This is a genomic window from Bacteroides difficilis, from assembly GCF_048319815.1.
GTDB classification, from domain to species: Bacteria; Bacteroidota; Bacteroidia; order Bacteroidales; family Bacteroidaceae; genus Bacteroides; species Bacteroides zhangwenhongii.
In genome coordinates, this window is the sequence record NZ_CP182814.1 from 1,952,253 (window position 1) to 1,973,160 (window position 20,908).

At 42.5% G+C, this 20,908-nt stretch carries 15 protein-coding genes; 9 read left to right on the forward strand and 6 right to left on the reverse strand.

Features of this window, described 5'->3' with window-relative positions:
* The first annotated feature begins 76 nt into the window (after positions 1-76).
* The 9 genes from recQ (at position 77) to ACNOGP_RS07290 (ending at position 12,998) form a co-directional block, all read left to right on the forward strand.
* A complete protein-coding gene (recQ, locus tag ACNOGP_RS07250) occupies positions 77-2,257 on the forward strand; it encodes a DNA helicase RecQ (protein ID WP_007749569.1) in 2,181 nt (726 codons plus the stop codon).
* Positions 2,258-2,343: 86 nt separating this feature from the next.
* Positions 2,344-3,822, forward strand: a complete 1,479-nt coding sequence (guaB, locus tag ACNOGP_RS07255) for an IMP dehydrogenase (RefSeq protein WP_007749555.1) — start codon at positions 2,344-2,346, stop codon at positions 3,820-3,822.
* Between the two features lie 100 nt (positions 3,823-3,922).
* A complete protein-coding gene (locus ACNOGP_RS07260) occupies positions 3,923-5,470 on the forward strand; it encodes a peptidylprolyl isomerase (protein ID WP_418214422.1) in 1,548 nt (515 codons plus the stop codon).
* Positions 5,471-5,524: 54 nt separating this feature from the next.
* Positions 5,525-6,367 carry a peptidyl-prolyl cis-trans isomerase gene (locus ACNOGP_RS07265; RefSeq protein WP_418214423.1) on the forward strand — a complete coding sequence of 281 codons (843 nt, stop codon included), beginning with the start codon at positions 5,525-5,527 and terminating at the stop codon, positions 6,365-6,367.
* Positions 6,368-6,376: 9 nt separating this feature from the next.
* Positions 6,377-7,759 (forward strand): peptidylprolyl isomerase, encoded by a 1,383-nt coding sequence (locus ACNOGP_RS07270; protein ID WP_007749541.1) that lies wholly within the window; start codon positions 6,377-6,379, stop codon positions 7,757-7,759.
* A gap of 21 nt (positions 7,760-7,780) precedes the next feature.
* Positions 7,781-9,484: an OstA-like protein gene (locus ACNOGP_RS07275; protein WP_143868415.1), complete on the forward strand. Its 1,704-nt coding sequence runs from the start codon at positions 7,781-7,783 to the stop codon at positions 9,482-9,484.
* A gap of 4 nt (positions 9,485-9,488) precedes the next feature.
* Positions 9,489-9,788 (forward strand): hypothetical protein, encoded by a 300-nt coding sequence (locus ACNOGP_RS07280; protein WP_007764266.1) that lies wholly within the window; start codon positions 9,489-9,491, stop codon positions 9,786-9,788.
* A 17-nt stretch (positions 9,789-9,805) separates the two neighbouring features.
* On the forward strand, positions 9,806-11,707 hold the full coding sequence (mutL, locus tag ACNOGP_RS07285) for a DNA mismatch repair endonuclease MutL (protein ID WP_418214424.1): 1,902 nt from the start codon (positions 9,806-9,808) through the stop codon (positions 11,705-11,707).
* A gap of 103 nt (positions 11,708-11,810) precedes the next feature.
* Positions 11,811-12,998, forward strand: coding sequence for an OmpA family protein (locus ACNOGP_RS07290; RefSeq protein ID WP_007764270.1), 1,188 nt, complete (start codon positions 11,811-11,813; stop codon positions 12,996-12,998).
* Between the two features lie 159 nt (positions 12,999-13,157).
* On the opposite strand, the gene ACNOGP_RS07295 is transcribed toward ACNOGP_RS07290, so the two are convergent.
* The 6 genes from ACNOGP_RS07295 to trpS all read right to left on the reverse strand — a co-directional run bounded on the left by ACNOGP_RS07295 (position 13,158) and on the right by trpS (position 20,755).
* On the reverse strand, positions 13,158-13,859 hold the full coding sequence (locus ACNOGP_RS07295; protein WP_195476675.1) for a hypothetical protein: 702 nt from the start codon (positions 13,857-13,859) through the stop codon (positions 13,158-13,160).
* A gap of 118 nt (positions 13,860-13,977) precedes the next feature.
* On the reverse strand, positions 13,978-14,586 hold the full coding sequence (locus tag ACNOGP_RS07300; RefSeq protein WP_272721332.1) for a TetR/AcrR family transcriptional regulator: 609 nt from the start codon (positions 14,584-14,586) through the stop codon (positions 13,978-13,980).
* 130 nt (positions 14,587-14,716) lie between these two features.
* Positions 14,717-15,874 carry a PepSY-associated TM helix domain-containing protein gene (locus ACNOGP_RS07305; protein ID WP_272721331.1) on the reverse strand — a complete coding sequence of 386 codons (1,158 nt, stop codon included), beginning with the start codon at positions 15,872-15,874 and terminating at the stop codon, positions 14,717-14,719.
* A 91-nt stretch (positions 15,875-15,965) separates the two neighbouring features.
* Positions 15,966-17,201, reverse strand: coding sequence for a DUF4374 domain-containing protein (locus ACNOGP_RS07310; RefSeq protein ID WP_195476674.1), 1,236 nt, complete (start codon positions 17,199-17,201; stop codon positions 15,966-15,968).
* A 24-nt stretch (positions 17,202-17,225) separates the two neighbouring features.
* On the reverse strand, positions 17,226-19,424 hold the full coding sequence (locus ACNOGP_RS07315; RefSeq protein WP_418214425.1) for a TonB-dependent receptor plug domain-containing protein: 2,199 nt from the start codon (positions 19,422-19,424) through the stop codon (positions 17,226-17,228).
* 236 nt (positions 19,425-19,660) lie between these two features.
* Positions 19,661-20,755 (reverse strand): tryptophan--tRNA ligase, encoded by a 1,095-nt coding sequence (trpS, locus tag ACNOGP_RS07320; protein WP_022274822.1) that lies wholly within the window; start codon positions 20,753-20,755, stop codon positions 19,661-19,663.
* Positions 20,756-20,908 lie beyond the last annotated feature (153 nt).

Sequence of the window (20,908 nt, forward strand, 5' to 3'; positions counted from 1 at the left end):
CTTTGTTTGGCTCTCTTGAAAAAGAGAGGTTTACTTGAAGTTAAACCATGAACTGAATAAAACAACCTAAGTTAAGATGGCAGGGAAGATTAATTTAACAGATGAACTGAAAAAGTATTTCGGATTTAATAAGTTCAAGGGAAACCAGGAAGCAATCATTCAGAATTTGCTTAGTGGCAAAGATACCTTTGTACTGATGCCTACCGGTGGCGGGAAATCTTTATGCTATCAGTTACCTTCGCTCTTGATGGAAGGTACGGCAATCGTAATTTCTCCGCTTATTGCGTTGATGAAAAACCAGGTGGATGCAATGCGTAATTTCAGTGAAGAGGATGGCATCGCCCATTTCATCAATTCTTCATTGAATAAAGGCGCGATAGAACAAGTGAGGTCTGACATCCTTGCCGGAAAAACAAAATTACTATATGTGGCACCTGAGTCGCTGACAAAGGAGGAAAACGTGGAATTTTTGCGTTCGGTGAAGATCTCGTTCTATGCGGTGGACGAAGCCCACTGTATTTCGGAATGGGGACATGACTTCCGACCTGAATACCGACGAATCCGTCCGATTATCAATGAAATAGGAAAGGCACCGCTGATTGCGCTTACAGCAACGGCAACACCGAAGGTACAACATGATATCCAGAAGAATCTGGGGATGGTAGATGCACAAGTCTTTAAATCCTCGTTCAACCGTCCGAACTTGTATTATGAGGTACGTGCGAAGACCGCTAATATCGACAGGGATATAATCAAGTTTATCAAGAACAATCCGGAGAAATCGGGTATCATCTATTGCCTGAGCCGGAAAAGAGTGGAAGAACTTGCTGAAATCCTGCAAGCAAACGGTATCAATGCGCGCCCCTATCATGCAGGGATGGACTCGGTGACGAGAACCAAGAATCAGGATGACTTCTTGATGGAAAAGGTAGACGTTATTGTGGCGACTATCGCATTTGGTATGGGGATAGACAAACCGGATGTAAGGTTTGTGATTCACTACGATATTCCGAAGAGTCTGGAAGGGTATTATCAGGAAACCGGACGTGCCGGTAGAGATGGCGGAGAAGGCCAGTGCATAACCTTTTATACAAACAAAGACTTGCAGAAACTGGAAAAGTTCATGCAAGGCAAACCTGTGGCAGAACAGGAAATTGGCAAGCAGCTTCTGTTGGAAACCGCTGCTTATGCCGAATCTTCCGTATGCCGACGCAAGACATTACTACATTATTTTGGTGAGGAGTACACGGAAGAAAATTGTGGAAATTGTGACAACTGTTTAAACCCTAAAAAACAAGTGGAGGCTCAAGATTTATTATGTACCGTGATTGAAGCGATTATCGCGGTGAAAGAAAATTTTAAAGCAGATTATATTATAGACATACTACAAGGTAGAGAAACTTCAGAAGTACAGGCTCATTTGCATGAAGACCTGGAGGTGTTCGGTTCCGGTATGGGCGAAGAGGATAAGACGTGGAATGCGGTGATCCGTCAGGCGTTGATTGGAGGTTACTTGAGCAAAGACGTGGAACATTATGGACTTCTGAAGGTAACGGAAGAGGGACACAAATTTCTGAAGAAGCCGAAATCATTCAAGATTACTGAAGATAACGACTTTGAAGAGACTGAAGAGGAAGCACCGGCACGTGGCGGTGGCTCTTGTGCGGTGGATCCGGCTCTTTATTCAATGTTGAAAGATTTGCGGAAGAAGCTCTCGAAAAAACTGGAAGTTCCGCCCTACGTGATATTCCAGGACCCGTCTTTGGAAGCGATGGCTACTATCTATCCGGTAACATTGGATGAGTTGCAGAACATTCCCGGTGTGGGTGCCGGAAAGGCAAAACGTTATGGTGAGGAGTTCTGTAAACTGATCAAGCGTCACTGTGAAGAGAATGAGATAGAACGTCCCGAAGATTTACGTGTACGTACGGTTGCCAATAAATCGAAGATGAAGGTGTCTATCATTCAGGCTATCGACCGTAAAGTGGCGTTGGATGATATCGCTCTTTCTAAAGGAATTGAGTTCGGCGAATTGCTGGATGAAGTGGAAGCGATTGTTTATTCGGGAACGAAACTGAATATCGATTATTTCCTGGAAGAGATCATGGACGAAGACCATATGCTCGATATCTACGATTACTTCAAGGAATCTACTACGGATAAGATTGATGATGCGCTTGATGAACTGGGCGATGACTTCACGGAAGAGGAAGTCCGTTTGGTACGTATTAAGTTCATCTCTGAAATGGCTAATTAAAAAAAGCGAAAAAATAGGCGTGCAGGTATGCGGTTTTGAATAAAAAACGTATATTTGCACGCAATAAATTTTAAACGCATAGCCCTATGTCATTTATTGCTGATAAGATTGTAATGGACGGGTTGACTTACGACGACGTATTGTTGATCCCCGCTTATTCTGAAGTTTTACCGCGCACTGTCGATCTCTCGACAAAGTTTTCAAAAAACATTGAGTTAAAAATTCCTTTTGTGACGGCTGCCATGGATACGGTTACCGAAGCGAAAATGGCTATTGCCATTGCTCGTGAAGGTGGTATCGGAGTGATTCACAAAAATATGTCTATCGAAGAACAGGCAAGACAAGTTGCCATTGTGAAGCGTGCCGAGAATGGTATGATTTATGACCCTGTAACGATTAAAAGAGGCTCTACCGTTCAAGACGCTTTGGACATTATGGCAGAATACAAGATTGGTGGTATCCCTGTGGTAGATGACGAAGGCTATTTGGTAGGTATTGTTACCAACAGAGACTTACGTTTCGAAAGAGATATGACTAAGCATATCGATCTTGTCATGACTCCGAAAGAAAAATTGGTGACTACTAACCAGTCTACTGACTTGGAGTCTGCCGCCCAGATTCTTCAGAAGCATAAGATTGAGAAACTTCCGATTGTCGGAATGGATGGAAAGTTGATCGGTCTGGTTACTTATAAAGACATTACAAAAGCAAAAGACAAACCGATGGCTTGTAAAGATGCCAAAGGTCGTTTGCGTGTAGCTGCCGGTGTGGGTGTTACTGCCGATACGTTGGACCGTATGCAGGCTTTGGTAGATGCAGGTGCGGATGCTATTGTCATTGATACGGCTCACGGACATTCGATGTACGTGATTGAGAAACTGAAAGAAGCTAAGAAACGCTTCCCGGATATTGATATTGTAGTAGGTAACATTGCTACCGGAGAAGCTGCGAAAGCGTTGGTGGAAGCAGGTGCCGATGCGGTGAAGGTCGGTATCGGTCCGGGTTCTATCTGTACTACTCGTGTGGTTGCAGGCGTAGGCGTTCCGCAGTTGTCGGCTGTATATGATGTAGCGAAAGCCTTGAAAGGTACAGGTATTCCTTTGATTGCCGATGGTGGTTTGCGTTATTCGGGTGATGTGGTAAAAGCGTTGGCCGCCGGTGGATATTGTGTGATGATCGGATCATTGGTTGCCGGAACGGAAGAGTCTCCGGGTGATACAATCATCTTCAACGGTCGTAAATTCAAATCCTATCGAGGTATGGGTTCATTGGAAGCAATGGAGAATGGCTCAAAAGACCGTTATTTCCAAAGTGGAACGGCTGACGTGAAGAAATTGGTTCCGGAAGGTATCGCTGCCCGTGTTCCCTATAAAGGTACGCTTTTCGAAGTGGTTTATCAATTGACAGGTGGCTTACGTGCAGGTATGGGATACTGTGGCGCTGCTAATATTGAAAAACTTCATGACGCGAAGTTTACCCGTATTACCAATGCAGGTGTAATGGAAAGCCATCCGCACGATGTGACGATTACCAGTGAATCGCCTAATTATAGTCGTCCGGAATAATAAATATAAACGGTGAACTGTTAACGGTGAACGGTGAACAGGCTGTATGAATCAGCAGATGTTCGCTGCTCACCGTTTGTTGTTTGTAAAATGAGAATTGATGATGAAAAGATGTTTGTTGCTGCTATGTGCCTGTCTCTTTGGTATTCTGGCTTTTGCGCAGGAAGATCCTGTGCTGATGCGTGTTAACGGGAGAGAGGTTTCCCGTTCGGAATTTGAATATTCGTATCATCATTATAGGACGGGTGAGGGGAGGGAGCTTTCCCCTAAAGAATATGCGCTGCTGTTTTCTCAGGCAATACAGAAAGTTGAAGCTGCTAAAGCTATCGGACTTGATACAACTGCTGCCTTTCGCAAACAACAAGAGGAGAACCGGATTGAATTGATGGAGGATTATCTGGTTGATAAACAGACGGTAGATAGCTGTGCTCGTGTTTCCTATCAGAAAATGGCACTGAAAGCACATAATGGGCAAGTGCAAGTAATGCAGATTTTTAAGTATTTGCCACAGACAATAACTTTTCGACATTTGGAAGAAGAAAAAGCTCGGATGGACTCTATTTATCAGGCTATCCGGAATCAGCCCGGATTGGATTTCTCTGCTTTGGTGGAACGTTATTCGGATGATAGGCAAAGCCGTTGGATTGAAGGATTGCAAACTACTGTTGAGTTTGAAAATATTGCTTTTGCTTTGTCGAAGGGAGAAATCTCCGAACCGTTTTTTACTCCTGCGGGAATCCATATTCTGAAGGTCATGGACAGGAAGGAGTTGCCTGTGTATGAGGATGTAGTCGATGGAATTGTACAGCGCATATTACATAAGGAAATTCGGAATCAGGGGATCGGAAAAGTAATAGAGCGACTGAAAAGGGAGTGGAGGTATACTCCGAATCAGACAGGTATAGAGGAACTGTTGACAAAAGGAGATACGGAACGGACATTGTTTGCTATTGATGGGCAGGAGTATACAGGAGGTCGGTTCAAACAATTTGCCGCTTCCCATCCTATGACTGTGAAACGTCAACTTGAGGAATTTGTTGCAAAGTCTCTATTGGACTATGAAAGTGGAAATTTGGATAAAAAGTATCCGGAGGTTCGGTACGCATTGCAAAAAGCGGATGAAGATTATCTTATAAAGGGAATGACACGGCAGAAAGTGGAGTTGCCTGCAATGAATGATCGGGCCGGATTGGCTACTTACTTTAAATTTCATTCATCTGATTACCGCTGGGATAGCCCTCGCTACAAAGGTGTTGTTCTTCACTGTGCCGATAAAAAGATTGCGAAGCGGGCAAAAAAGATGTTGAAGAAGTTACCCGCCGATGAATGGATGGATAAGCTCCGGCAAACTTTTAATACATCCGGAACGGAAAAGATACAGATTGAACAGGGAACGTTTGCCGACGGAGAGAATAAATATGTCGATAAACTGGTTTTTAAGAGCGGAGATTTTGAACCTTTATTGTCTTATCCTTTTACTATAGTTGTCGGCAAAAAGCAGAAAGGTCCGGATGATTATCGGGAAGTAATAGACGGGGTACGGAAGGATTATAGAACCTATCTTGACACGTGCTGGACGCGGGAATTGAGGGAGGCTGGTAAGGTTGAAATAAACCAAGAGGTTTTAAAAACAGTTAATAATAACTGATGTAACCGATTATTCACTATCTTCGTACCTTAAATAAGTAGATTTCAGTTGACAATGCGAATATTAGTCCTCTTACTGATTACCCTTCTCGGTTGTGGGGCGTGCAAGGAACAGCGCGACCACAAAGGAAAGACTCCTTTGGTAGAGGTGGACGGTAACTTTTTGTATAAAGAAGATTTGATGTCCGTGCTTCCTGTCGGATTGTCAAAAGATGATAGTATTCTCTTCGCCGAGCATTATATTCGTAGCTGGGCGGAAGAGATTTTATTGTATGAAAAAGCGGCAAACAATATTCCGGACAATGTCGATGTGGACAAACTGGTGGAAAATTATCGGAAAGCGTTGATTATGCATACTTATCAGCAGGAATTGATAAACCAGAAGTTGACGAATGATATCTCCGAACAAGAAATTACGGATTATTACGGACGGAACAAGGAACTGTTCAAATTGGAGAATCCGTTGATTAAGGGGTTGTTTATCAAAGTGCCGTTGACGGCTCCCCAACTGAATAATGTGCGCAGGTGGTATAAATCTGATAAACAGGATGCTATTGAAAGTCTTGAAAAATATAGTTTGCAGAATGCGGTGAAATATGAGTACTTTTACGACAAATGGGTATCCGTGACGGATGTGCTGGATATGATTCCGTTGAAAGTGGAAGCTCCGGAAGAATATGTGAATAAACACCGTCAGATAGAATTGAAAGATACGGCATTCTGTTATTTCCTGAATGTGAGTGACTATCGTGGAGCGGGAGAGGAAAAACCGTATGAGTTTGCTCGTCCGGAAGTGAAAGACCTGCTGGTCAATCAGAAGCGGGTAGATTTTATGGAACGAGTGAAGAATGATCTCTATCAGCAGGCAGTAAGCAAGAAGATTATATATAATTATTAAATACAAAGAATGAAGAAGTTTGTGAACTTTAGATTTGTTGTTACCCTTGTCTTGGCAGTATTTGCTAATGTGGCAACTTATGCTCAGGATAATGTGGTTGATGAAGTAGTTTGGGTAGTAGGTGACGAAGCTATTTTGAAATCAGATGTAGAAGAGGCTCGTATGGATGCCCTGTATAATGGACGCAGATTCGAAGGCGATCCGTATTGTGTGATTCCTGAAGAGATTGCCGTGCAGAAGTTATTTTTGCATCAAGCTAAGTTGGATAGTATTGAGGTTTCCGAAGCGGAGATCATCCAGCGTGTAGATATGATGACCAATATGTATATCCAGCAGATCGGTTCAAAAGAAAAAATGGAGGAATACTTCAATAAGACTTCGACACAGATTCGCGAAACTTTGCGTGATAATGCGCGTGACGGGTTGACAGTGCAGAAGATGCAGCAGAAATTGGTGGGAGAGATCAAGGTGACTCCGGCGGAAGTACGCCGTTACTTCAAAGATCTTCCGCAGGATAGCATTCCTTATATCCCGACACAGGTGGAAGTGCAGATTATCACGTTGCAACCGAAGATTCCTATCTCGGAAATTGAAGATGTGAAGAAGAAATTGCGTGACTACACAGATCGTGTGACAAAAGGGGAAATTGACTTCTCTACATTGGCGCGTTTGTATTCTGAGGATAAAGCTTCTGCCATCAAAGGTGGTGAGTGTGGATTTATGGGACGCGGTATGATGGATCCGGCCTATGCGAATGTAGCATTCAGCTTGCAGGATCCGAAGAAAGTTTCCAAGATCGTGGAGTCGGAATTTGGTTATCACATCATTCAGTTGATTGAAAAGCGCGGTGACCGTGTGAATACCCGCCACATCCTGTTGCGTCCGAAAGTATCGGAGAAAGAACTGACCGAAGCTTGTGCACGTCTGGATTCTATTGCTGACGATATCCGTGCGAACAAATTTTCTTTTGATGAAGCAGCAGCCGTTATCTCACAAGATAAGGATACCCGTAACAACCATGGTATCATGGTGAATGTTAATGAGCACTCGGGTATTACTACTTCTAAGTTCCAGATGCAGGATCTTCCACAGGACGTTGCCAAAGTTGTGGACAAGATGAATGTGGGAGAGATTTCTAAAGCCTTTACAATGATAAACGAGAAGGATGGAAAAGAAGTTTGTGCAATTGTGAAGTTGAAAACAAAGATCAATGGTCATAAGGCTACCATTGCGGAAGATTATCAGGACTTGAAAGAAATTGTAATGGATAAGCGTCGTGAAGAGATGTTACAAAAATGGATTCTGGACAAACAGAAACATACCTATGTACGTATCAACGAAAACTGGCAGAAGTGTGACTTCAAATACCCGGGTTGGGTGAAGAAGGATTGATGTTTAACAGCTTGATTTTATATGCTGAAACGAAATAAGAAAGATAAACAACAAGACAGGCATAGATGGCTCCTTATAGGCTTTCTATGCCTGTTTGGCGTATGTCTTGTGGCGCAAAACCCCAAGAAACCGGCAGATAAGAAACAACAACCGGCGAATAAGCAACAGTCGGAAAGTAAGAAGCAGCCGGAAAATAAAAAGACAAAGGTTTATTTGCTTCATGCGGATGAGGGACAGGCGGATAAACTGTCTCGTCCGGACGTGCAAGTACTGATCGGTAATGTGAAAATGCGCCATGACAGTATGTATATGTATTGTGACAGTGCGCTGATTTTTGAGAAAACCAATTCCGTAGAGGCTTTCAGTAATGTTCGTATGGAGCAGGGAGACACCTTGTTTATTTACGGTGATTATCTATATTACGACGGAATGACGCAGATTGCGCAACTCCGTGAAAACGTGAAAATGATTAACCGTAATACGACTTTGCTGACGGATAGCTTGAATTATGACCGTCTTTATGATCTCGGGTATTACTTCGAGGGAGGGACTTTGATGGATGAAGAGAATGTGCTGACTTCCGACTGGGGGGAGTATAGTCCTGCTACCAAACAGTCGGTGTTTAATCATGACGTGAAATTGGTTAACCCGAAGTTTGTATTGACTTCCGATACATTAAGGTATAATACAGAGAACAAAATCGCGGTTATTCTCGGTCCTTCAAACATCGTTAGTGACAATAACCATATCTACTCCGAGCGTGGATTCTATAATACATTGACCGAGCAAGCTGAACTGTTGGACCGTTCCATTCTGACCAATCAAGGAAAGAAATTGGTGGGCGACAGTCTGTTCTACGACCGTGTTGCCGGTTATGGGGAAGCGTTCGACAATGTAAAGATGACGGATACCATCAATAAGAATATGCTGACAGGCGATTATTGTTTCTACAATGAATTGACTGACTCCGCCTTCGCAACAAAACGGGCTGTGGCTATCGACTACTCACAGGGGGATAGCCTCTTTATGCACGGAGATACTCTGCAGCTGGTGTCTTACAATCTGAATACCGATTCGTTGTATCGTTTAATGAAAGCTTATCATAAAGTACGTATGTATCGTACAGACGTGCAAGGAGTATGCGATTCACTGGTTTATAATTCGAAAGATTCTTGTATGACCATGTATACCGATCCGATTCTGTGGAATGACGGTCAGCAGTTATTAGGTGAGGAAATCAAGATTTATATGAACGACAGTACTATCGACTGGGCACATATCATCAATCAGGCATTAACGGTGGAGATGAAGGATTCCATTCACTATAATCAAGTGTCCGGAAAGGAGATGAAGGCTTATTTCATAAATGGTGATATGCGTCATATCGAGGTAGTCGGTAATGTGCAAACGGCTTTCTATCCGGAAGAGAAAGACAGTACTATGACGGGATTTAACTGTTTGGAGGGCAGCGTGCTCCATCTTTATATGAAGGATAAGAAAATGGAAAAAGGGTTGTTTGTCGGCAAATCTAACGGAACGATGTATCCGATGGACCAAATCCCTCCTGACAAACTGCGTCTCCCTACTTTTGCCTGGTTTGACTATGTCCGTCCGTTGAATAAAGATGATATTTTCAACTGGCGTGGCAAACGTGCGGGAGAAACGTTAAAACCGACTACCGACAGACGTCCAAAGACAGATAAGCGTAACTTAATTAATATGTAGCAGTATGGGAATGTTTAATTCGATGAGGAAACCCCGTGGCTTTAATCATCAATACATTTATGTAGACGAGCGTAAAGAGAAACTCGCCAAGATGGAAGAGAACGCTAAACGCGACTTGGGGATGTTGCCGGAGAAAGAATTTAATCCGGAAGATATCCGTGGTAAGTTTATCGAAGGAACTACCCACTTGAAAAGAAGAAAAGCAAGTGGCCGCAAGCCGGTCTCTTTCGGAATCATATTGATTATCATTGCCTTTCTTCTCTATCTGTGGCATTATTTAGCAACAGGAAGCTGGAGTTTTTAATTGTTAATTTACGAAGTATGAGCGATATTATTCATTTGTTGCCGGATTCGGTAGCCAATCAGATTGCTGCCGGTGAAGTGATACAACGTCCGGCGTCTGTAGTCAAAGAGCTAGTGGAGAATGCAATTGATGCAGAGGCGCAAAATATACATGTGCTGGTGACTGATGCGGGGAAAACGAGTATTCAGGTTATTGACGATGGAAAGGGAATGTCCGAAACGGATGCCCGTCTTTCTTTCGAACGCCATGCTACATCCAAAATACGTGAGGCTTCCGATTTGTTTGCTTTGCGCACGATGGGATTTCGAGGAGAAGCTTTGGCTTCCATAGCCGCAGTGGCGCAGGTGGAGCTGAAGACACGGCCGGAATCAGAAGAGCTAGGGACAAAGCTGGTGATAGCGGGCTCTACAGTGGAGAGTCAGGAAGCTGTTTCCTGTTCTAAAGGAAGCAATTTCTCTATAAAGAATCTGTTCTTTAATGTGCCGGCCCGGCGTAAGTTTCTGAAAGCTAATTCCACCGAACTGAGTAATATCCTTGCTGAATTTGAACGGATCGCTCTCGTTCATCCGGAAGTTGCCTTCTCGCTTTACAGTAATGATTCCGAGCTTTTCAATCTTCCCGTATCTCCGTTGCGCCAGCGTATCATGGCTATTTTCGGTAAAAAGCTCAATCAGCAACTGCTGAATATAGAGGTGAATACTACGATGGTGAAAATCTCCGGATACGTAGCTAAGCCGGAGACTGCCCGCAAGAAAGGTGCACATCAGTATTTCTTTGTCAATGGACGTTATATGCGCCATCCTTACTTTCACAAGGCGGTGATGGAAGCTTATGAGCAGTTGATTCCCGCCGGTGAACAGATCTCCTACTTCATTTATTTTGAAGTAGATCCGGCTAATATCGATGTGAATATCCATCCGACAAAAACAGAAATCAAGTTTGAGAATGAACAGGCTATCTGGCAGATTCTTTCGGCTTCTGTCAAAGAATCATTGGGTAAGTTCAGCGCTATTCCTTCTATTGATTTTGATACGGAAGACATGCCCGATATTCCGGCGTTTGAGCAGGGCGCCTCTTCCGAACCTCCTAAAGTTCATTATAATTCAGATTATAATCCGTTCAAGGTTTCGGTCGGAGGCAGTAATGGCGGCTCATATAGTCGCTCCAAAGTGGAATGGGAAGATTTATACGGGGGATTGACAAAGGCTAGCAAAATGAACAATCCGATGCCCGAGCCTGAGACAGATTGGGAAAACCCTTTTAGTGGTGAACAACAATCGTTTGTCACGGAGGAAGAGGGAGAAACGCTGACATCCATAGCTTCGACCTTGTATGGCGATGAGCCTGTGGTGGAAAAAGGAAACCAACATTTGCAATTTAAAGGGCGCTTCATTCTGACTTCTGTGAAATCCGGTTTGATGCTTATCGATCAGCACCGGGCACATATCCGAGTACTTTTTGACCGTTATATGGAACAGATTCGGCAGAAACAAGGAGTATCTCAAGGTGTTCTCTTCCCGGAGATATTGCAGTTGCCGGCTTCGGAAGCAGCCGTGTTGCAAGGTATCATGGATGATTTGGTAGCGGTAGGTTTTGATTTGAGTAATTTAGGTGGCGGAAGTTATGCTATAAATGGCATTCCATCGGGTATCGAAGGATTGAATCCGGTTGAATTGGTGCGTAATATGCTGCATACGGCAATGGAAAAAGGAAACGATGTAAAGGAAGAAATCCAAAATATATTGGCTTTAACATTGGCGCGTGCGGCGGCAATCGTTTACGGACAAGTATTGAGCAATGAAGAGATGGTAAGCCTTGTCGATAATCTTTTTGCCTGTCCTTCACCGAATTACACTCCGGATGGGAAAACAGTGTTGACAACGATCAAGGAGGAAGATATCGAACGTTTATTCAAATAAAACAAATTATTTTTTCTATTCATAAAACCTTTTAGTTCGGTTCGTGTTATTTAATTAGTTAAACAAAGAAAAAGATTTAAATAACCACTTAACTATTAGGTATATGAAAAAGATTCTGATGTTGCTGGCTTTTGCCGGCGTTGCGTCTGTCGCTTCTGCGCAGCAGACTATGACGGTAACTGAATACGAAGTGATTCAGGTACAGGATAAATATCAAGTAATAACCAATCCTTTCTGGAGTAACTGGTTCTTCTCTGTAGGAGGTGGTGCTCAGGTGCTGTATGGCAACAATGACCATATCGGCAAATTCAGAGACCGTGTCGCTCCTACTTTTAATGTATCTGTCGGCAAATGGGTGACTCCGGGTTTTGGTGTACGTTTGCAATACAGCGGACTGCAAGCTAAGGGATTCACAATGAATGAAACGGCCGATTATGTAGTCGGTGGTCCGAGAGAAGATGGTTCTTACAAACAGAGATGGGATTATATGAACCTTCACGGTGATTTGATGATTAACTTAAATGCATTATTCGGTGGATATAATCCGGATCGTATTTATGAGATCATACCTTATATCGGTGCAGGTTGGGCTCACTCCTATACTCGTCCTCATACCAATTCGGCTACTTTCAATGCAGGTATCATCAACCGTTTCCGCTTGTCGAATGCTGTCGATTTGAATCTGGAATTGAGTGCAACAGGGCTGGAAGGTAAGTTTGACGGTGAACACGGAGGTAAACGTGACTATGACGGTATCTTAGGTGCTACTGTAGGTGTAACCTATTATTTCCCGACTCGTGGATTCCAACGTCCTGTACCACAGATTATCTCTGAAATCGAATTAAGTCAGATGCGTGATCAGATGAATGCGATGGCTGCCGCTAATCTGCAGTTGCAACAGCAGTTGGCTAACGCACAACAACCGGTGGAAATAGAAGACACTGAGGAAGTTGTGATTGCAGATACCAACATTGCTCCACGTACCGTATTCTTCAAGATTGGCTCTGATAAGTTGTCTCCGCAAGAAGAAATGAACTTGTCATACCTTGCTAATAAGATAAAAGAATCTCCGAATACTACGTACACAATCAATGGATATGCAGACTCTGCAACCGGTACTCCGGCTTTCAACCAGAAGTTGAGTCTGGAACGTGCACAAGTTGTTAAAGATTTGCTCGTCAAGAAGTATGGCATTTCTGCCGATAGACTGAAAGTTGCTGCCGGTGGTGGTGTCGATAAATTCGGTCAACCGATCCTGAACCGTGTAGTATTAGTAGAATCAGCACAGTAACGAAATGATTTCAGCATTCAACGATTCTTTATAGTCGCTTGCTGAAAAAAGAAAAACGGCTGAAAGCGAAACCTGAAAGTAGGTGTTCTCGCTTTCAGCCGTCTTTTTATTAGTTACCCTGTTGAATACAGTTTTATTTTTCTCTCCTATATTTTTCTTTTAGTCGAATATCGGCAGTGAAACTTTTAGGTTCGGATACAGGTCGCCTAGTTGTTTCAAAAAATCATTTGCTATGATAATGGCTTCTATTGTCTCTTGGGGATTCGTTGGTATTTCTGCAATATTTGTAAAAATCAAGCAAGAGTAGATGATGAGTTCGACAGGTTTGTCATCAGTCTGTAGTGATAACTTATAGGCTTTTATGTTATTTCCACGAGCTTGAGCCTGTGCCTGTACCGAACCGGTCAGTGGAAGTTTGGTAAGTCTGGAATTCTCAAGACGTGCTGCATCGAAGATAAAGTGCCGATCGATCTCACCGTCCGTATCTGTGTCGAATAAATGTAAGTTTTTTCCGCTTAGTACGAGATATTTAGGTGTTTGCACTGTGGTGAAACGTACTGCTCCCAAAGTTGCCATTCCTTTTAATTTATCTTTTACTCCGTCTTTGAGGGCAGAAGCTACCCCATATTCATTGCTGGCATAGTTGAAAGCATCAATCTTTTCCTGTTCCATCGCTTTCTTTAAGAAAGGTAGTTCGGAAGTCAGGAAGTGGTTTTTATACTTCTCGGCATTTGCAAATTCTGCTTTGAAATCAGTGTTGCTGACAATTTGAGCTTGTTGTGAGTTCTTGTTCTTTATATAGAACCAATACCCTAAATATAGGGCGATAAAAACGATGGGAATGAGTGTGTAAATTGACATAATTTATCTTTTTAAGTTATTGACTTAGGTGCAAATATATAAAAAAGTTAAGCAAAAACCATACAATTGTTTGGTTTTTGCTTAACTTTCTGTCAATGTACACTTTATCAGTGGCTTATCATTTCAGTAATGAGTAAATATAACGGAAATTTTCAGCAAGAAGATCGACATCCAATCCGTTTAAGAATGATTGCTCATAAGACAGGCCGAAATACATTTGACGGAACATGGTTGCCGCCTTCTTCACATCTATATCAGGACGTATTTCTCCACTATCTTTTGCTTGTTGTATAATGGTAGTCCACAAATGATAATCTTGTTCATAAAACTTGGGTATCTGTTTCCGGATATTGGGATAGTACATCCTGACCTGTGTGAAGAAGTGAAAATAGTAAAAGTTGGGACAAGAATCATAAGGATTGTCGCCGTCATCTATTAATTCCACCAATCGCTTCATGGTAGCGGTTACACCTTTCAAATACAGTTCGATAAAATCTTTTAAGGTACATTCTTTTACATCGAACTTATTATTCGGATGATGGATTTGAAATACAAATTTGTCCACTACTGCTACAAATAAATCTAATTTGTATGGAAAGTAGTGGATGATGCCTGCTCTTGATAGTCCGCAGGCTTTCGCAATCTCTGTAAAGCTGGCTTTCTCGTAGTTCATTTTGACAAATACCTTAAAGGCCTTTTCCAGCACTTCTTCCCGATTGGTAATCATACTTCTTGCAGGTTTTATATTTTTATTACGAAGATACAGAATTTTTCAAATTGCTCCTTATTTTTATTGGATAGAGTTTGTTAATTAGCTTTATTCAATTTTTGTATGCTTATGGTGAGAAATGTAGTACTTAAGACTTACGAAGGTGTAATGAATGATTCCGTTTCTTTTTGAACCAAATAATAAAGCCGGTGACAGGTAACGATGCTCCGATTAGTGCACATACGAATACAATGATTTTCCCGAAGATACCCAAAATTCTTCCATCGTGAATTTCAAGATTCATCCGTCTTAGTTTGTCGGCAAGTGATGCTTCTGTGTATTTTCCGGCATAAGCTCCTGAGCCTTGCAAGGGAGCAAGTGTATATTGATCGAAGAATAAGTTGTCGGTTTTATAATAAGAGCCTCTTTCGTGAACTACGCTGACACGTATTACCTCTTCCTTTTTCTGTGGCAGGGCAAAATAAAATGTGGCGGCGTTGGGAGATTCTTCTTTTAATTTCTTAAAGAGGACATTCAGACTGGCTTTTCCTGCTTCGATATGTAAAGTGTCCGATTGCGGAAGTACATAAGGTTTCAGTTCTTTTCCTCCGGAAGTGATGTAATATGTTGCCTTGCTGAACCAGTTAAAACTCCATACTAGTCCGGTAGCAGAGAGGACGAACAATACGATGGCGGCATATCCGCCTAAAACATTATGCAGGTCATAATTGAGCCGTGCAAAAGGAGAGTTGATTTTCAGTGTGAAATTACGGAGGGCAGTTTTCTTATTCCATTTCCGGGGATACCAGAGTACAAGCCCTGTTATTAATGTAATTACGAATATTACAACGCTGTACCCGATCATTAATTTTCCCGCCTTGCCGGGTATCCATAATGTTCTGTGACCTTTCAAGATAAAGGAGAAAAAATCCGTTTCTCCGGGTTCTTTGCAGACACTGTGAATGACTTTTCCCGTATAAGGATTGATAAAGACAGTGTAGGAAGTCGTTTTGAAATCCATATAATCAACGAATACCGCATCTGTCGTTTCACCGTAAGTGATAGCGGTGGGAGTATTTTTGCCCGTATGGTTATTGGCAACTTTCAAAATCTCTTCCGGCATTAATAGGGGGGAGGGCTTCGGTGATACGAATCTCCAAGGCTGGGTTGCATCGTTGATCTCATCCTTAAAGGCGTAAAGGCACCCGGTGATACATACGATAAATACGACGATACCCGAAAGCAAGCCCAACCACAGGTGGAGTCGCAGACAGAACTTTCTGAAGTTTTTGTGGATGAGATTCATTGTTGTTAATTATTCATTCAAAACACAGATTATCACGGATTGTTTTTAATCTCTACATAAATCTGCGATAATCTGAGTTTTGATATCGCTGTTAGTTCATTTTAAAAGTGGCAGAGACGAAGTTGCTTGCAACTTTAGCTCCACGTTCGGCAGTCGCATTGTTGATATCGACCTTGTAGAAATAGAGTGCGCCGTCTGTAGCAAGCGGTATATAGAAATAGCCATTCTCAATTACTCCGCTCATTCGCTGACCGCCATCGCCATCATGAACAGGAATTTGAGGAATATCTTTTACCGTTTTCTCTTTTACGTCAATAATACAGGCTTTCAATTCTTTATCTGCCCATCTAGTCATTTCTTCCGATTGCAATGTACTTACTTGAGCAAAGAACTTACCGTTACCCAAATATTGCAAATGAACGGGTTTCAGACCTCCGGCTGCGGTTTCAACGTCAAAGTAATAGTCGTCAAATTGGGTTGTTCCTTTCGGGATATGTAAGAATGCGGCTTTCTTTGTACTGTTCTCTGTAAAACCGTTAGCTATGGATGTATTTGAGAACGTGTACATGTCACCTGATTCGGTTTGGAAGATCCCATTGTAAGCATTCCATGAACCGGCTATGGCTGCACGTTCATCTTCCATTGTCGTGATATATTCCAGTTCAGGATAAGAGTATACAGCTACATACGCTTTGTCGATGTAACGTGTTACACTCGGCTTTTGTGTTTCGTCTGTCAAGTAATATGTGATATAAATCTTGTTGTCACTGACAGTCATACCGGTAAGGCGGGGCCAGTCCGAAGTTGACAGTTCATTCACAGGTTTTGTCACCTTTTTAGTAATAGCTCCACTATTGATGTTCAGTAAATACATCTTGAATTGATTACCTCCTGTCGGTGATGTAGGTATGTCTACTGCTACCATATTTTCAGAATCTGCCTGTTCTATGCCGGACAAAGACTGTTCAAAAACGAAGGAACTTTTCTGTTGCAGTTTCCCATCTGCTCCTTTGGTGATGATATTAGCGTCAGTCAGCCCCAATCCTCCGATACTGAAGATAGAATTGTTGCCGATTTGGAACGAACGATATCCATTCTGTTCAATTCCCTGATTGCCGGAAGCCGAGATGGTACCGTTCATGAAATCGGATACCGGAACGACGTAATAACTGGTGGCACTGTTTGATGTAATGCCTAGACAGACCACATAAGGAGCATTGGCAAGAGTATTATCTCCCTCGAAATCTGTATCATTGTCACAGGAGGTAACTCCTAATAGGAAAGTTGCACTCAATAAGTAGCTGGCGAATACTTTAAATTTTCTCATTTGATCTTTCTATTAATTAATGGTTTATTTACTAAGATAATATCTGAATTTCACAGTGAATGAACGACCCGGTTTTTGGAGTTTGAAGTTGTCATACAGCATCTCGTTAGTCATGTTATCGCAACTCAGCGCAAAATTGTAACGTCCGTTGCACAATGAATAACTGATGGCTAGGTCGTGTGACAGTTGTTGGGGGATCTGATCTTTGCTGTCTTTTGAACCCAGGCCGGGCCATGACAGATAATATTCCTTCACATAATTGAGGAAGTATTCTATGGTAAGTTCGGAGTCTTTGATGAAAAGATCCTTCTTGTTTAGCCCGATGTTTCCATTGCCGAACAGATAAGGAATATTCGGTAGTTTCTCCTTATAATTAAAGTTCTCGTTTTCTGTGCCTCCGATCGTCTGCGAAGGGGTTGTTTTCCTATTGTCGGTGATATGCTGATATGTCACGTTTATACTTGCATGGATGAGGCTGTTCCAAGTATATTGGGTATTAAACTCAACACCTTTCGTTAAGACTTTCCCCAAGTTGATATACATCATGCTGGGCTGTTTCAGCTCCCGGTGAATGAAATCTTTGGAATTTCTGTAGAGTAGTCCCAGTTCAAATTGCAGGGTGTTTCTCTTTAGGAAGTTGACTTCATACATGACCCCCAGATTTATGTTATCACTGCTTTCGGGTTTCAACTCGGCATTACGGCTGTTCTCTTGGTTGTCGCCGAACATCTCAAAAGCCTCCGGCAAACGGTAAGTATGTTCGTAAGAGACTTTGGCTTGCAGTTTGGAAAATAGGAAATAAGTAAATGCCCCGCCGTAACCATATTCAGTGTAATGGTTCGTTACATTTTCAAATCCTGAAGCATGGGTGTTAGTTATATATGTCTTTCCTTTCATTTCGTATAGCTTACCGAACAAGGTAGCATTCCATCGTGTATATTTGGTCATCCATCCCAGACCAAGTATATGCTTGTCAATACTCTGAGGAACTTTATTGTATTCGTTGGCAGGATCTTCTACATCGGACACTTTGCGTGTCAGTCCGGAGTAGACATGATTTAGTGATAAAGTGTGATACTGATTGAATGTATAGTTCAGACTGGTATTTGTTCTCCATTCTCTGTTATTGATATGGAGTTGTGAACGCGATCTTTCGCCTGAACTGGTGGAAGCGTTTGGCACCCATTCGCCCAGCCAGTTGTATCGCCTTGGGACAGTATCCGTACTGTTATTGTCAACGTCACTGTAAGAACCGTAAAAAGAAAGTCCCAACCCTTCTATGAACAGGTCTGATTTTTTATAACGCAGCATTGGAATGACCGAACGGCTGTCCGTTGTTCGAGCTCCATATACGAGATCCATGACGACTCCGTTCTGAATATCTTTGTCGTTTCCGGCAACAATAATGCCTGCCAGCAGATAATCAGCGAACGGACGGTTTACGAAACCGGTTTCTAATCGTACTCCCAACGACTTATATCCGTCGTGGAAACGCTTAACCCATTGATTGCCCAATTTCTGCCCGCTTTCCAAGTCAATGATCGGTACATATACCTTATAATTATTATCCGAATAATTGAGGAAAGAAGTGAGGCGGGTTGTGAGTCCGGTTTTTCCGTTAGTATATGCTCCGTTAATGGAGGCTTTGTGTGTGTTGAATGAGCCGAAGGAGTATGAAACATCCAAATAATTTGCAGTCTTGCGGGTGATTACATTGACCGCACCACCCAAAGCATCAGCTCCCAAGCCTACGGGGAGTACACCTTTGTAGACTTCCACTCGTTCCACCATATTGGCAGGAAGGTTATTTATGCTGAAAGCATCACCGAAATTGTCCATTGCCAGACCGTCCATGAAAAATTTTACCTGTCGTCCGGAAAAACCGTTCAAGGTGAAATTGTAATCAGAGCCGACTCCACCATTTACACGGAGTTTGACTCCTGCCATACGGTTGGTGATAGTACCGATATCGACAGAAGTATTATAGTTCTTGCTCAAATCGGCAACCGAGATGGCGAATGCCTGCTCTTGCTGTCGGCGGGCCTCACTTTTACCGACAATAACTACCTCGTCGAGTTCTACATAATTGCTGTTTTTGATGTCCGGTATCGAAGTGTGTTCTTCGGAAACTGTGTTCTGAGCTTCAGAAATCAGAGGAATATTAATGAGAATAGGTATAACCGACAAATACCATTTAAACATACTTTTTTTCTTTCTTTTCATATCAATCGTTATCCTGAATAGTTTGCGGTGCAAAAGTAGATAAACGGGATATGCCTGGCAATCGCTATATTTGGGTATTTGTACGGCTGCTGTTTGTCGGAGGATTTACGCAATCATTATTTATTGGTATATTGGGAAACCGTAGTTTGGAATTTATTCATAGAAATAAAAAGTCCGGGCAAATGAGTCCGGACTTTTTTAGTGTAGGAGAGTCTGCTAAAACGCAGATTAATCTCTTATTCCTGAGAGAAGCGTTTTACCTGTTCTTCGATCAGTTCTTTATCATCGAAGTAATTGATCTTCATTGCTTTCTTTACATCAGCCAATGTCTCGGCTGCGGTAGCTCTTGCCACTTCGCATCCTTTTCGGAGCATTTCGTAGACAGCAGGAATATCTTTGCTGAATTCTTTGCGGCGATTGCGAATCGGTTCCAGCGTCTCCTGCATGATGGAATTCAGGAAGCGTTTTACTTTTACATCCCCCAGTCCGCCGCGTTGGTAGTGAGCTTTCAATTCAGCCAGATTCGGGTAATCCGGTAAATAACGTTCAAAATGTTCCGGACGGCAGAAAGCATCGAGATATGTGAACACGGTATTGCCTTCGATTTTTCCCGGATCCTGCACACGGAGATGTCCCGGGTCGGTGTACATACTCATGATTTTTTTCTGTATTTCCTCCGGCTCTTCCGAAAGGTAGATACAGTTCCCAAGTGATTTGCTCATTTTTGCCTTACCGTCAGTTCCCGGCAAACGCAGGCAAGCGGCATTGTCAGGCAACAGGATTTCCGGCTCTACCAATGTCTCACCATAAATATAATTAAAACGACGGACAATTTCGCGTGCCTGTTCAAGCATTGGTTCCTGGTCCTCACCTACGGGAACAGTCGTAGCACGGAAAGCAGTGATATCCGCAGCCTGGCTGATAGGATAAGTGAAGAAACCTACAGGAATACTTGCTTCAAAATTACGCATCTGGATTTCCGCTTTAACCGTCGGATTACGTTGCAGACGCGATACACTTACAAGGTCCATGTAATAGAAACTAAGTTCGCACAGTTCCGGTATTTGCGACTGAATAAAGATGGTCGCTTTGGAAGGATCGATTCCGCAAGCCAGATAGTCGAGGGCAACCTCAATAACATTCTGACGTACTTTCTCCGGATTGTCTATATTGTCTGTCAATGCCTGCGAATCGGCAATGAAGATAAACATCTTGCTATAATCACCCGCGTCTTGTAACTCCACTCTGCGTTTCAACGAACCTACATAATGGCCGATATGAAGTCTGCCGGTAGGACGGTCGCCCGTCAATATTATTTTTTCTTTTCCCATTGTTATTACCTTATTAATATCTATTTAGCGACAAAGATACGGATAAAAACTGAAAGATGTATCAAAATGGGAGCACTTCACTGTAAAAAAGTAGACGTTTCTTTTTGCCATTTGCAAAATATGTCGTTACTTTGCACAAATTTTGGAACCGAC